This window comes from Stenotrophomonas sp. 59, assembly GCF_030291095.1.
Lineage (GTDB): Bacteria > Pseudomonadota > Gammaproteobacteria > Xanthomonadales > Xanthomonadaceae > Stenotrophomonas > Stenotrophomonas maltophilia_Q.
Genome location: NZ_CP127408.1, coordinates 3,283,633 through 3,297,873 on the forward strand (window position 1 = coordinate 3,283,633; position 14,241 = coordinate 3,297,873).

Annotated in this window: 10 protein-coding genes; 8 read left to right on the top strand and 2 right to left on the bottom strand. The window is 68.6% G+C overall.

The genetic code is table 11. From position 1 onward, the window contains the following. The first annotated feature begins 101 nt into the window (after positions 1-101). Positions 102-1,199: a Glu/Leu/Phe/Val dehydrogenase dimerization domain-containing protein gene (locus QP552_RS15295; RefSeq protein WP_286073989.1), complete on the top strand. Its 1,098-nt coding sequence runs from the start codon at positions 102-104 to the stop codon at positions 1,197-1,199. A 45-nt stretch (positions 1,200-1,244) separates the two neighbouring features. Here QP552_RS15295 and QP552_RS15300 read toward each other — a convergent pair whose 3' ends face one another. Continuing rightward, positions 1,245-4,091 (bottom strand): autotransporter serine protease, encoded by a 2,847-nt coding sequence (locus QP552_RS15300; protein ID WP_286073990.1) that lies wholly within the window; start codon positions 4,089-4,091, stop codon positions 1,245-1,247. A gap of 183 nt (positions 4,092-4,274) precedes the next feature. Here QP552_RS15300 and QP552_RS15305 point away from each other — a divergent pair, with 183 nt between their 5' ends. The 3 genes from QP552_RS15305 to QP552_RS15315 all read left to right on the top strand — a co-directional run bounded on the left by QP552_RS15305 (position 4,275) and on the right by QP552_RS15315 (position 6,484). After that, positions 4,275-5,450: a thiolase family protein gene (locus tag QP552_RS15305; RefSeq protein ID WP_106551008.1), complete on the top strand. Its 1,176-nt coding sequence runs from the start codon at positions 4,275-4,277 to the stop codon at positions 5,448-5,450. Positions 5,451-5,574: 124 nt separating this feature from the next. Next, positions 5,575-5,916, top strand: coding sequence for a hypothetical protein (locus QP552_RS15310; protein WP_004153024.1), 342 nt, complete (start codon positions 5,575-5,577; stop codon positions 5,914-5,916). A gap of 157 nt (positions 5,917-6,073) precedes the next feature. Then, positions 6,074-6,484: a hypothetical protein gene (locus tag QP552_RS15315; protein ID WP_006461120.1), complete on the top strand. Its 411-nt coding sequence runs from the start codon at positions 6,074-6,076 to the stop codon at positions 6,482-6,484. Between the two features lie 315 nt (positions 6,485-6,799). Here the strand turns inward: QP552_RS15315 and QP552_RS15320 are convergent, their stop codons facing one another. Beyond that, entirely contained in the window at positions 6,800-8,437 is a 1,638-nt protein-coding gene (locus QP552_RS15320; protein WP_111110938.1) for an acyl-CoA dehydrogenase family protein, read from the bottom strand. Between the two features lie 113 nt (positions 8,438-8,550). On the opposite strand from QP552_RS15320, the gene QP552_RS15325 reads away from it, so the two are divergent. The 4 genes from QP552_RS15325 to pdeM are packed head-to-tail and all read left to right on the top strand — an operon-like array spanning position 8,551 to position 14,240. Next, positions 8,551-9,549, top strand: coding sequence for a ligase-associated DNA damage response exonuclease (locus QP552_RS15325; protein WP_111110940.1), 999 nt, complete (start codon positions 8,551-8,553; stop codon positions 9,547-9,549). Further along, positions 9,546-11,153 (top strand): ATP-dependent DNA ligase, encoded by a 1,608-nt coding sequence (locus QP552_RS15330; RefSeq protein ID WP_286073991.1) that lies wholly within the window; start codon positions 9,546-9,548, stop codon positions 11,151-11,153. The genes QP552_RS15325 and QP552_RS15330 overlap by 4 nt, the downstream gene beginning before the upstream one ends. After that, entirely contained in the window at positions 11,150-13,609 is a 2,460-nt protein-coding gene (locus tag QP552_RS15335; RefSeq protein WP_286073993.1) for a ligase-associated DNA damage response DEXH box helicase, read from the top strand. The genes QP552_RS15330 and QP552_RS15335 overlap by 4 nt, the downstream gene beginning before the upstream one ends. After that, a complete protein-coding gene (pdeM, locus tag QP552_RS15340; protein ID WP_286073995.1) occupies positions 13,599-14,240 on the top strand; it encodes a ligase-associated DNA damage response endonuclease PdeM in 642 nt (213 codons plus the stop codon). Before QP552_RS15335 ends, pdeM begins: the two co-directional genes overlap by 11 nt. Position 14,241 lies beyond the last annotated feature (1 nt).

Consider the following 14,241-nt stretch of genomic DNA (forward strand, 5'->3'; position numbering starts at 1 on the left):
CCGTCCCCCTGCACTGACGACGTCGCTTTTTTTGTTTTGGGACCCTACCGTTCACTGGCCGTTCGCTGCAGTTCGCCGCTGTTCGCGCCATCGGAGACGCCATGCTATTCGAAACCCTCGCCACCACCGGCCACGAACAAGTGGTGTTCTGCCACAACCACGATGCCGGCCTGAAGGCGATCATCGCCATCCACAACACCACCCTGGGCCCGGCCCTGGGCGGCGTGCGCATGCGCCCTTACGCCAGCACCGACGAGGCGCTGGCCGATGCGCTGCGGTTGAGCCGGACGATGACCTACAAGAATGCGCTGGCCGGGCTCAACGTGGGCGGCGGCAAGGCGGTGATCATCGGCGACCCGAAGACGGACAAGACCGAGGTGCTGTTCCGCGCCTTCGGCCGCTACGTCGATTCGCTGGGCGGCCGCTACATCACCGCCGAGGACGTTGGCACCGACGTCAACGACATGGAGAACATCTACCTGGAGAGCCAGTTCGTGACCGGCGTGCACCAGGTCCACGGCGGCTCCGGCGATCCGGCGCCTTTCACCGCCTACGGTGCGCTGCAGGCGCTGATGGCGGCGATGCGCTTCAAGTTCGGCCACGAGGAAGTGGGCAAGACCAGCATCGCGGTGCAGGGCTTGGGCCACATCGGCATGGAGCTGGTGAAGCTGCTGCGTGACCGTGGCGCCAAGCTGTACGTCACCGACCTGGACAGTGCGCTGGTCGATCGCGCGGTCAGCGATTTCGGCGCCGAGGCGGTCAAGCCGGACGAGATCCACGAAGTGAACGCCGACGTGTTCGCGCCGTGCGCGCTGGAAGGCGCGATCAACGCCGACACCCTGCCGCGGATCAAGGCCAGGATCATCTGCGGCACCGCCAACAACCAGCTGTCGAGCCTGGAAATCGGCGACGAACTGCATGCGCGCGGCATCCTGTATGCGCCGGACTATGCGGTCAACGCCGGTGGCGTGATGAACGTGTCGCTGGAGATCGATGGCTACAACCGCGAACGTGCGATGCGCCTGATCCGCAGCATCTACCACAACCTCACCCGCATCTTCGAACTGTCGCAGCGCGAGAACATCGCGCCGCAGCGCGCGGCCGACCGCATCGCCGAAAGCCGCATCCTGTCGATCGGCAAGCTGAAGATGCCGCTGGGCCGCAGCACGCCGCGCCTGGGCAACCTGCGCGGCGGCTGAGCCTGCAGACGTCGCGCCGGGAGTCTTCCCGGCGCGACCGATTGCTCAGAACCCGGTGCTGTAGCGCAACGCAGCCTGCCGCGCGCCCTCGCCACCGATACGCTGGTCGAAGCCCAGGCTCAAGCGGCCATTGCGGCCCCACCACGATTCCAGCGCCAGGCCGATCAGCGCACTGCCACGCGGCGCATTCCAGCCTGCCAGCGGCGCCCATGCATCCACGCCGACAAAACTGGCCTGCCAATCGGCGTCACCGCCGTCCAGCCGCTGCTGCCACTCGGCGTGTCCACGCAGGGTCCAACGCCCCCATCCACGCTCGCCGCGGATGCCGGCCAGCATCTGGCTGCGCTGCACCCGGGTGGCATCACCCCGCAGGCCGAAGCCGAAACCGCCCAGCTCATTGAACGCATCGGTATCGACACGCGTAGTGCTGGCACCAAGGTAGGGCGTCAACGAAGCGCCTGCGCGGCCCAGCCGATATCCGCCTTCCACGCTGGCGCTGCTGAAACGCCCGCCGTAACGCGCCGAGACACCGTAGACGCCCGCACCCAGCAGCAGCTGGCGATCCAGCGCGCGGGTGAACTGGCCACTGCCGAACTGGGCCAGCGCATAGCCTCGGCCCAGGCTCCAGCCAGCGTACAACTGTGCCTGCGCCTGGCGGTCACGCCCACGATCACCGCCGAAACTGCTGCCACCATTGCTGCGGGTCTCGCCGAAGGCAACGCCCATCAGGCCGTTGCCGCCCAGCGGCAGATCCTGTCCGGCCATCCAGCCACGGCTGTCTGCGCTGTTGCCGGCAAAGCTGCCCTGCCCGGCCTCGCCCAACGCGCTCTGCCAGGTGCCCCGCAGGCGCGGGGTGGCCTGCACGCGGTCGAAGCGCTCGGCAATCGCACGTCGCGACATGTCGATGCTGTCGAAGGTGGCGGCCTCGGCGCGCGCATGCGCCTGGCCGGACAGGCTCTGCAGGCTGTCGGCCAGGCCCTGCTGGCCGCCGCCGGTCCACTGCAGCGCACCGGCTGCCGCACCGAAGGGCGATCCCTGCAGGCCGGTGTTGCCGTCGAGCACTGCGAATGCGCCTTCCAGGCGCTGCGCGGCCACCTGTGCGGAAGCGCTCAGCCCGCTGGCTGCGGCGGTGACGCTGACCTGGGTCACGTTCAACCAGGCGTTGTTGCGGTCGTAGCCATAAGTGGGCGCCACCAGGGTCAGTCCCTGCAGGCCGGTGGACGTGGCCTCGGTACTGAAGATGCCGTTCAGCCCCCCCGCGGCGTGAATGAGGTCCTGGCGGGTTCCGTTCTGCGGCACATAGCCGGAGACGAAGCCATGCACGCGCACACTGCCATTGATCGTTGCGCTGCCGGTGACCTGCAGGGCGTTGGCGCCAAGGGCGATCATCAGCTGCGCGCCGGGCTGCTGGGTATAGTTGCCCTCGATGGTGCCGGTGGTGTTGCCGGTGGTGAGGAACACGCTGCCGCCGTTGACCACGTTGCCGATCACCCGCGGCGTGCCACCGTTGAACTGCAGACCGGTGGAATCCGGGTCAGGCTGGGCGAGGATCGTCACGTTGGAACGGATCACGCCTCCGTTCTGCAGCGCCAGGATGCCGCGCTCGACACGGGTGGCACCGGTGTAACCGTTGTTGCCGGTCAGCACCAGCTTGCCGTCCCCCTGCTTGACCAGGCCACCGCTGCCGGTGATGTCGTTGCTCCACGTCGAACCGGTCGAACCCGCATCCACATTGGCGGCCACATCACCCCAGTCGAAGCGGCCGGGACCATTGATCGCGCGACCGATGTCGAGCAGGCCATAGCCGAACACCGGATCCACACCGGGCGCGCCGATGTCCTTGGCGGTCCCCAGCAGGGTCTGCCGCACCAGATCGTTGTTGAAGTAGGGGAAGCGCTGCCAGACCAGCGCAGCCGCACCGGAGACCAGCGGCGCGGCGAACGACGTACCGTAGTTCCAGTAGTAGCTGCCACCATTGGCATCCGGGTACACCGCGCTGCCCGGCGCCGCCAGGCAGTAGCGGGCCGCCTGGCCGCAGGCATTCGAATAGCTGGCCAGCGTGCCCGGCGTATACGGGTCCACCGCCGTGGCCACCAGCCAGCCGCGCTCCAGGTCGGCCGCCGGAAGCGTGCCTGCCACGCCCTTCTGGCTGGGCAGCGCGGCCAGGCTGCTCGGCTCGCTGCGGCCGTCATTGCCGGCGGCAAACACCACCAGGCCGCCGTGGTTGATCACGAACGGCCGGTACTCGGCGGCCACCTGCGCGGTGGTCGGCAGGTCGGTCCAGTACAGGCCGCCCCACGAGTTGTTCATCACCTTCACGTTGTAGCTGATCAGGTCCTGGTGGACCTGGGCCACGCCCAGCGGCCCACTGAAGGCATTGCCCTGGCCACTGCCGTCATCGGTCGGCGGCTTGTCGGAAATGATCCGTGCCGAGACGATCTGCGCACCTGGCGCGATACCGCCCGGCCAGCTTCCCACTGCTGCACCGGCAGCGAGGCTGGCCACGGCAGTGCCATGCCCGACCACGTCATCAACCCCCAGGTTGTTCCTGGCCGGATCGATGTAATTGAAGTTGGCCAGCACGCGACCATTCAAGGCCACCGCATTGCGCTGCACGCCCGAATCGACGATGCCGATGCGCACGCCCTGCCCGGTCAGGCCGGCGGCCTGTGCGGCGCGCGCGTTGGTGACTGAAAGATGCGCATCAAAGGCCGGCTCCTGCGGCTTGGCCGGCGGTGGTGTCGTCGGGGGAGGCGTGGTCGGAGGTGTCGGCGTGGTCGGGGGCGGGTCGACACGCACGTTGCTGCCGCCTCCGCCGCCGCCGCCACAGGCCGTCAGCGCCATCGCCAGCGCGGTTGCCAGCACAGACCTCACCATCATCGTGCGTTCCATCGATTCCTTCCCGTGAACGTTGGCCTGCCTTCATCCCGGCAGGCGTTCGGCGCCGCACAGCGGCAGCCCTCCCCGACCCTCTATACTTGGGCCGACCCCCACGCAGTCTGCCGGGAAACCGGGGCGCATCCAACGGCCTCCGGTCTCCTTTCCGAACATTGCTTACGCATCAACGAGATTGCCATGTCCAACATCGTCATCGCCGCCGCCAAGCGCACCGCCATCGGCTCCTTCCTCGGCCAGTTCAACGGCGTGCCGACCCCGACCCTCGGCGCGGCCGCCATCGCCGCCGCCCTGGAACAATCGGGTGTCCCGGCCAGCGACGTTTCTGAAGTCCTGATGGGCTGCGTGCTGCCGGCCAACCTCGGCCAGGCGCCCGCCCGCCAGGCGGCGATCGCCGCCGGCATCCCGCTGTCGGCCGGTGCCACCACGCTGAACAAGGTGTGCGGCTCGGGCATGAAGACCATCATGCTCGGTCATGACCTGATCAAGGCCGGCTCGGCCAGCATCGTGGTCGCCGGCGGCATGGAATCGATGTCCAACGCCCCGCACATGCTGCCAAACTCGCGTACCGGCAACCGTTTCGGCAACTTCCAGGCGGTCGACCACATGGCCCACGATGGCCTGGTCAACGCCTACGACGGCAAGGCAATGGGTGAATTCGCCGAGTGCGCGGTGGACAAGTACCAGTTCAGCCGCGAAGAGCAGGACGCCTATGCGATCGAGTCGGTCAAGCGGGCGCAGGCTGCCCAGGCCAATGGTGCGTTTGCCGATGAAATCGTCGCGGTGAAGGTCGCCACCCGCAAGGGTGAGGTCGAGGTCGCTACCGACGAGCAGCCGGGGCGCTCCGACATCGCCAAGATCCCGACCCTGCGTCCGGCCTTCAAGAAGGATGGCAGCGTGACCGCCGCCAGTTCCTCCAGCATTTCCGACGGCGCCGCCGCGGTGGTGCTGCTGACCGAAGAGGACGCCGCCGCGCGAGGCATCACGCCGCTGGCCCGCATCGTCGGCCACGCCACCCACTCGCAGGAACCGGAGTGGTTCACCACCGCCCCGATCGGCGCGCTGCACAAGCTGCTGGACAAGACCGGCTGGTCGCTGGACCAGGTCGATCTGTTCGAAATCAACGAAGCCTTCGCTGTGGTGGCGATGGCCCCGATGCGCGAACTGGGCATCCCTCACGACAAGCTCAACGTGAATGGCGGCGCCTGCGCACTGGGTCATCCCATCGGTGCCTCCGGCGCACGTCTCGTGGTGACCTTGGTCAACGCTCTGCGCACGCGTGGTGGCAAGCGCGGCATTGCCACCCTCTGCATCGGCGGCGGCGAAGCAACGGCAATCGCCATCGAATTGATTTAAAAAGATTTAACGATGATTTCGCAAAAATGAATGCGGGATCGCTTGACACCCAATCTTGGCTTGTCATCATGTTGTCGGCGCGCAGCATGCGCGTTGCCTAATTCTAACGACGAGGATTTACACAATGAGCATCAACAAGCTGCTGGTCGCGATGTCCCTGGCTCTGGCCCTGGCCGCCTGCTCGAAGCAGGAAGCTGCCCAGGACGCCGCTGCTTCGGCCAACGAAGCCGCCACCGAAGCCCAGGCTGCTGCCGACCAGGCCGCCGCTGCTGGCGCCCAGACCGCCGACGCTGCCCAGCAGGCCGCTGACACCGCCGCCACCGCTGCTGACGCTTCGGTCGACGCTGCTGCCCAGGCTGGCGCTGCTGCCACCGACGCCGCTGCCGGCGCCGCTGCTGACGCTGCCAAGGCTGCTGAAGGCACCGCTGAGAAGGCCAAGGACGCTGCTGAAGAAGCCAAGAAGTAATAACTTCTTTCTTCACGCTGTTCTGGAAAAGCCGCTGGTTCGCCAGCGGCTTTTTCTTTGCGTGGATGCCGGCGATCAAGCCCCTGCATCGCGACCCGGTCTTCACAACGGCATGAATAGGCTGGCGTCCCCATCCATTGCAGTGCCGGAGACCGCCATGAAGATTCGTCCGATCACCACCACCCTGCTGGCCGCCTCCCTGCTGCTGGCCCTGGCCGCCTGCAAGGGCCCGGAAGCCGAACAGGCCAAGCAGGACGCGCAGCAGGCGGCCGACAGCGCCGGCGCTGCCGCCCGCGACGCCGTCGACAAGGCTGCTGCCGCCACCCGCGAAGCCGCCGACAAGACCGCCGCCGCTTCCGAGCAGGCCGCCGCCGATACCCAGCAGGCGCTGGACAAGGCCGCAGACGCCACTGCCAACGCCGCCGACAAAGCCAAGGACGCCGCAACCGACGCCGCTGCGCATGCCAGCGACGCCACCGCCAACGCCGCGCAGAAGGTCGCCGACAAGGCCCGCGATGTCGCCAACGACGCGAAGGCAAATGCCGCCAAGGAAGAAGCCAAGCACTGAGGCCTCCGCGTTCGCCGGGTATGACCCGGCGCTACCGGCCAGCCGGGCATGCGCCCGGCGTTACAGGAAAAGCCGCGGCACTGCCGCGGCTTTTCGCTTTTCGCTTTTCGCTCTCCGCCTTCTCTGTTGATTCCGTGGTGGACGCGCGCGGAAAGTGTCCAAGGCCGCGCGAGTGGGTTGCGCAGGGGTGTCCGCGGCATGGATGCCGCGGCCAAGCCCCCAAGGACGGGTTCACGGCGTCCCCTGCGCAACCCACTCGCGCGGCCTCCGCCGATATCAGCGCCCACCACGAGGGGCTCCGCCGCTGGCCGTCCCCTACGGCATCGCGCGCGCCAGCATCACCGACAGATCCAATCCCGCCGGCAGCGTCCCGAATGCCAGCCCGTGCTCCCCGTCCAACCGGCTGCGCACGAACGCCTCCGCCATTGGACTGCGCGCACGCAGCAGCAGCGCCGCCTGCAGCAGCAGCGCAGTGCGCTCGCAGAACAGCCGCGCCTGCGATTCCCCAGGCGCTGGCGCCGCTGCCCAACGCTGCAATGCAGCTGCATAACGCGCATCGAGATCGGCCACCGCGGCCAGCTCGCTGCGCAATGCCGCCATTGCTTCCGGCTCGCGTGACAGCGCGCGCAGGACGTCCAGGCACTGGATGTTGCCGCTGCCTTCCCATATCGAATTCAACGGCGCCTGGCGGTACAGCCTCGGCAGCATCGACTCCTCAACGTAACCCGCACCGCCCAGGCATTCCTGCGCTTCGTTGACGAAGGACGGCGCGCGCTTGCACAACCAGTACTTGCCCAGTGCAGTCCCCAGCCGCGCCAACGCGGCTTCGCTGGCATCCTCGCCGGCGCGATCCACCGCCCGCGCGATGCGCATCGCCAACACGGTTGCCGCTTCCGACTCCAGCGCCAGGTCGGCCAGCACATTGGCCATCAACGCATGCTCCACCAACAACTTGCCGAAGGTGCGCCGATGGCGTGCATGATGCAGCGCCTGCGCCAGCGCCATGCGCATCTCCGCGGCCGCACCCAGCATGCAGTCCAGGCGGGTCATCATCACCATGCCGATGATGGTCGCCACGCCACGCCCTTCTTCGCCCACACGCCATGCCTGCGCGCCACAGAACTCGACCTCGCTGGACGCATTGGCCCAGTCGCCGAGCTTGTCCTTCAGCCGCATCAGCCGGAACGCATTGCGGTCACCGTCGGCCAAGCGGCGCGGCATCAACAGGCAGGTCAGTCCGCCCGGCGCCTGCGCCAGCACCAGGAAGCCATCGCACATCGGCGCGGAGAAGAACCACTTGTGGCCGACCAGGCGGTAGCGTTCGCCATCGATCGGCTCGGCGCGCGTGCTGTTTGCGCGCACATCCGAACCGCCCTGCTTCTCGGTCATGCCCATGCCCAGAGTGATGCCGGCTTTGTCCGCCACGGGCACATCACGCGGGTCATAGACCGGCGCGGCGGCCTTGCGCGCCCATTCGGCCAGGTGCGGCTGCGACTGAAGCACTGCCACCGCCGCATGGGTCATGGTCAAGGGGCAACTGGTACCGGCTTCGGCCTGGTGGTGCAGATAGCTCAGTGCCGCACGCGCCACATGCGCGCCGGACTGCGGCTCATGCCAGGACAAGCCCGCCACGCCATGCTGCTTCGCTGCGGCCATCAGCTGGTGGTACGCAGGATGGAACTCGACCGTATCAATGCGATGGCCCTGCGCATCGTGCGTGCGCAGGCGCGGGCGATCACGGTTGGCGTCAAAGCCGAGCCGGTACAACTCGTCGCCGGCCAGTGCCCCGTACACGGCCAGGCGTGGCGCGAAGGCACCGCCCCCCTCACGCTGCACCGCCTCCGTCAACGCCACATCGTCGGTCCACAGCTGGCGGCCCGCGAACGGTGGCGGCTGGTTCAGCACCACATGGGTTTCAAACGGCGCGTTGATGCTGAAGCTGGGTCCACTCATCCGGTCCATCCTGGCGGCAAGAGGTATGCGGTCCGATTGTGCCGCATGCACCGCCAAGCCCGTGTTCAGGCCGGTTCTCACCCCGTGCACGAGACGCACGCCACAGTGGCCGCATGGCAGGCAATGATGATCTGGTGGTGCTGCGCCCGGAAGGGCTGTACTGCGCAGCTGGCGAATTCCATATCGACCCGTGGCGCCCGGTCCCGCGCGCGGTCATCACCCATGGCCACGGCGATCACGCGCGCCCGGGCATGGGCGAGTACCACTGCAGCGAAGGCAGCCTGCCCATCCTGCGCTGGCGGCTGGGCGATGTGCCGGTGCAGGTGCATGCCGAAGGCGTGCCGTTCCGCCTGGGCCGGGTGCAGGTATCGCTGCATCCTGCCGGCCATGTGCTCGGCTCGTCGCAGGTGCGCATCGACGATGGCGAACAGGTCTGGGTGGCGTCCGGCGACTACAAGCGCCAACCGGACCCGACCTGCACGCCCTTCAAAGTGGTGCCCTGCGATACGTTCATTACCGAAGCGACGTTCGCGCTGCCGATCTATCGCTGGCCGGACACGCCTGCGGTGGCTGCGGAAATCGTGGCGTGGCGCCGCGAATGCGAACAACGTGGCGAAGCGGCGATCCTGCTGTGCTATGCACTCGGCAAGGCGCAGCGGGTGCTGGCCGAGCTGTTGCCACTGGACGACCGCCCGGCCTGGCTGCATGGCGCGATCGCCAATGGCGTGGCGGTCTATCGGCAGGCCGGCGTGCCGATGCTGGAGACGCTTACCGTGGCCGAACAGGGGCGACATCCCGATGCCGCCGGCCAGCTGATCCTGGCCCCGCCCTCGGCCGCAGGCACGCCATGGATGCGCCGCTTCGGACCGCATCAACTGGGGTTCGCCTCGGGCTGGATGCAGCTGCGCGGCAATCGGCGGCGACGCAACGTCGACCGTGGCTTCGTCATTTCCGATCACGCTGATTGGCCCGCGCTGCTGCAGACCATCGAACAGACCGGCGCACGGCGGGTCATCGCCACCCATGGCAATACCGATGCGTTGATTCCGTTCCTGCGCGAGCGCGGCGTGGCGGCTGAAGCCTTCCGCACCGATTTCGGGAGCGAGGAATGAAGAGCTTCGCCGCGCTCTACCAGCGCCTGGACCGCAGCACCGCCACGCTGGACAAGCGTGCGGCGCTGGTCGACTACTTCCGCCAGGCGCGCGTGCATGACGCGGCGTGGGCGATGTACCTGCTCAGCGGCGGCAAGGTGGGCGGCGCACGCCGGAAGATCGCCGCCAGCGGCGAACTGCGCGCGTGGGTGAGCGAGGAATCAGGCCTGCCGCCATGGTTGGTGGAGGACAGCTATGCGCAGGTGGGCGACCTGGCCGAAACGTTGACCCTGCTGCTGGATGACCCGGCGCAGGTTGCCCCCGACCGCCCGCTGGCCGACTGGATCGAACAGCACCTGCTGGCCGTCGCCAACCGGCCGGAGGAGGAACGCCGGGCCGCCGTGCTCGCGGGGTGGCGACAATTGCCGGCCAGCGAACGACTGGTGTTCAACAAGCTGCTGACAGGCGCCCTGCGGGTGGGTGTTTCGCAACGCCAGGTACAGCAGGCGCTGGCCGAATGGTCCGGCCTGGACATCGCACGCATTGCCCAGCGCATGCTCGGCGAGTGGGTGCCCTCGCCGGGTGTGCTGTCCGAGCTGCTGTCGCCGGACGAGCTGCCATCGGACCGGCAGCAGCCCTATCCGTTCTTCCTCGCCTCGCCGCTCGAAGGCGACCCTGCCGAGCGCCTCGGGCCCATCGACGACTGGCTGCTGGAGTGGAAATGGGACGGCATCCGCCTGCAGCTGCTGCGCCGCCGCGGCGAGGTGGCGCTGTGGTCCCGCGGCGAGGAACGACTGGATGGCCGCTTCCCCGAGATCGAGCACGCAGCGCTGGCGCTGCCGGAGGGCTGCGTGCTGGACGGTGAGCTGCTGGCATGGGACGAAGCCGGCAACCTGCCGCGCGCGTTCACCGCGCTGCAGACCCGCATCCAGCGCCGCAAGCCGGGCGCGGCGACGTTGCGCAATACGCCGGTGCGCGTACTGGCGTACGACCTGCTGGAACGCGAGGGCGAGGATCTGCGCGGGCTGCCGCTGCAGCAACGGCGAGCACAGTTGGCCGAGGTCATCGGTGCCCTGGGCGATACGCGCATCCAGCTGTCGCCCGACGTACCCGCGGAAGACTGGGTGCAGGCCGCCGCATTGCGGGAGGCCTCCCGCGAGCGGGGCGTGGAAGGGTTGATGCTGAAACGTCGCACGTCCACCTACCAGTCGGGGCGACGGCGCGGCGACTGGTGGAAATGGAAGGTCGATCCGCTGACCATCGATGCGGTGCTGCTGTACGCGCAGGCCGGCCATGGACGGCGCAGCACGCTGTACACCGATTACACCTTCGGGGTCTGGGACGGCGACACGCTGGTGCCGGTGGCCAAGGCCTATTCGGGATTGGACGACAAGGAAATCCTGGCCCTCGACCGCTGGATCCGCGCCAACACCCGCGAACGGTTTGGCCCGGTGCGCAGCGTGCGTGCCGAACAGGTATTCGAACTGGGCTTCGAGGAGGTCAACCGCAGCAGCCGGCACAAATCCGGTATCGCCGTGCGCTTTCCGCGCATCCTGCGCTGGCGCCACGACAAGCCTGCTGTCGAAGCCGACCGGCTGGCCACGCTGCAGGCGCTGGCGCGATGACCCGCCGCCAGGCGTTGCGCCGGCTGGAAGACTGGTTCGCCGCGCGCGGTTGGCGCTCGCTGCCGTTCCAGCGCGCGATGTGGCGGCACTATCTGGCGGGCGACTCCGGTCTGCTGCACACGCCCACCGGCAGCGGCAAGACGCTGGCCATGTTCGGCGGCCCGCTGCTGCAGGCGATGCTCGATCCGCCGCCGGCACCGCGTCGGGCCAGTGCGGTGCGGCCGCTGCAGGTGCTGTGGGTGACGCCGCTCCGCGCCTTGGCCAGTGATACCGCACGTGCACTGCAGACGGTGATCGACGGGCTGGGGTTGGGCTGGCGGGTCGGCCTGCGCAGCGGCGATGCCAGCAGCCGCGAGCGCCGGCAGGCGCGCGAGGGCCGGGTCGACGTGCTGGTGACCACGCCCGAATCACTGGCACTGCTGCTGAGCTATCCCGACACGCTGCCGCGCATGCGCCAGCTGCGCTGCGTGGTGGTGGACGAATGGCACGAACTGCTGGGCAACAAGCGTGGCGTGCTGCTGCAGCTGAACCTGGCGGTGCTGCGCGACGCCGCCCCGTCCCTGCAGCTATGGGGACTGTCGGCCACGCTGGGCAACCTGGCGCAGGCCCGCGACGTGCTGTTGCCCGGCCAACCGGACGCGCCGATCGTGCAGGGCGTGCGCCCGCGTGCGATCAGCGTGCGCAGCCTGCTGCCCGCACCCGGCGAACGCTTCCCGTGGGCCGGCCACCTCGGGCTGGCGCAGCTGCCACGCGTGCTGGATGCGCTGATGGCCGCACGCAGCAGCCTGCTGTTCACCAACACCCGCGCACAGGCCGAGCTGTGGCACCAGGCGCTGGCAGCGGTATGGCCGGAAGATGCGGACACGCTGGCGCTGCATCACGGCTCGCTGGACCCGGCCCTGCGCCAGCAGGTGGAGGACGGCCTGCGCGCAGGCACGTTGCGCTGCGTGGTGGCGACCTCCAGCCTCGATCTCGGCGTGGATTTCCCGGAGGTGGAACAGGTACTGCAGCTGGGCAGCCCCAAGGGCGTGGCGCGGCTGCGCCAGCGCGCCGGGCGAGCACGCCATCGTCCCGGCGCCAGCGGTGCCATCGTCTGCATTCCCAGCCACGCACTGGAACTGGCCGAATATGCGGCGGTGCGCCGCGCACTGCACGACGGCGTGGTTGAAGCGCGTCCGCCACCGACGCTGTCACTCGACGTGCTGGCACAGCATGCGGTCAGCCGCGCGCTCGCTGGTGGCTTCGACAGTGATGCGCTGCTGGCGCAGGTGCGTCGCACGCATGCCTTCGCCACGCTGGGCGATGAACAATGGCAGGCCGTGCTGGAGTTCATCGTGCAGGGTGGGCAGGCGCTGGCGCAGTATCCGGATTTCCACAAGGTCGTGCGCGATGCCGATGGCAGCTACCGCATGCATGATCGCCGCCAGGCGCTGCGCCACCGCTTGTCGATCGGCACCATCAGCAGCGATGGCAGCGTGCGCGTGCAGTTCCTGCGCGGTGGTGGGCTCGGTGCGGTGGAGGAACAGTTCGCCAGCCGCCTGCGCCGGGGCGATCGCTTCCAGTTCGCCGGGCGCCTGCTGGAACTGGTGCAGCTGCGTGACATGACCGCCTTCGTGCGCTTGGCGCGCGGACGCGGTGACGGCGTCGTGCCGCGCTGGCAGGGCGGCCAGCTGCCGCTGTCGATGGCGCTCGGCCGTGAACTGGAAGCGGTCCTGTCCGGTTCCGATGACAGCGCCGAGTCACGCTGGCTGGCGCCGCTGCTGGCATTGCAGGCGCAGTTGTCGGCGCGCCCCGGTGCGGATCATCTACTGGTGGAAGACGTGAGGCGCCGCGATGGCCAGTTCCTGTTCGTCTATCCCTTTGCCGGCCGCCACGTGCACGAAGCCCTGGCCGCGTTGCTGGCGCTGCGCTGCACCCGTGGCCAACGCAACAGCATCGGCTATGCGGTGAACGATCACGGCCTGGTGCTTGCACCGGCGCAGGCCATCGAACTCGACCTGCCGCAGTGGCGCGCCTTGTTCAGCCGTGAACAGCTGCTGGAAGACCTGCGTGCGGCGGTGAACCTGGGCGAGCTGGCCCGCCGCCAGTTCCGCGGCATCGCGCGCGTGGCCGGCCTGCTGGTTCCCAGCCTGCCCGGCGGCATGCCGCGTTCGCTGCGCCAGCTGCAGGCCTCGGCGGGATTGCTCTACGATGTGCTGCGCGAGCACGATCCGGATCACCTGCTGCTGGCACTGGCCGAGCGCGAAGTCCTGCACGACAGCCTCGACCTGCCGGGCCTGCAGCAGGTCCTGGACCGGATCGGCACACAGGCGCTGTCGCTGCAGCAGCCGGCATCACTCACACCGTTGGGCTTCCCGCTGTGGGCCGAGCGCCTGCGCGGGCAGTTCAGCAACGAAGACTGGCGCACCCGCGTGCAGCGTGCCGCGCAGCAGCTGGAGCGGCGTCATGGTCGATGAGCAGCTGCTGCCGCTTGCCGGCGAGCCCATGCGGTTGCTCGGCGCCCGCGCACTGTACTGGCCCGCGCGGCAGGCCCTGCTGATCGCCGACCTGCACCTCGGCAAGGCAGATATTTTCCGTCGTGCCGGCATCGCCCTGCCCCGTGGCGGAACCGTTGACGACCTGTGCCGCCTGCAGCGGCTGCTGGATACGCATGCCTGCCGCGAACTGTGGATCCTCGGCGACATCCTGCATGGGCCTGCGCATCGCGCGGCGTGGTACCAGCACTGGCTGGGCTGGCGCGAACGCAATGCCGCGCTGGACGTGCACGTGCTGCGCGGAAACCACGACCTGCATCTGCCGCATGCACAGCTTCAAGTGCAGATCCACGACGCGGTCCGCCTGCCGCCGTTCCTGCTTCGGCATGAGCCGATGCCCGATGCGGCGTTGCACGTGATCGCAGGACATCTGCACCCGCAGATCGCTCTGGCGCCCTTGCGAAGGCGCTTCCCCGCATTCTGGTTGCGTGACCGGATGACGATCCTGCCGGCCTTCTCCGCATTCACTGCCGGCATCGTGCCTGCCCCCGCCCGCGGCGAACAGATGATCGCCTGCGTGGAGAGCGGTCTGGTGGAACTGCCGGTCGCCTGAC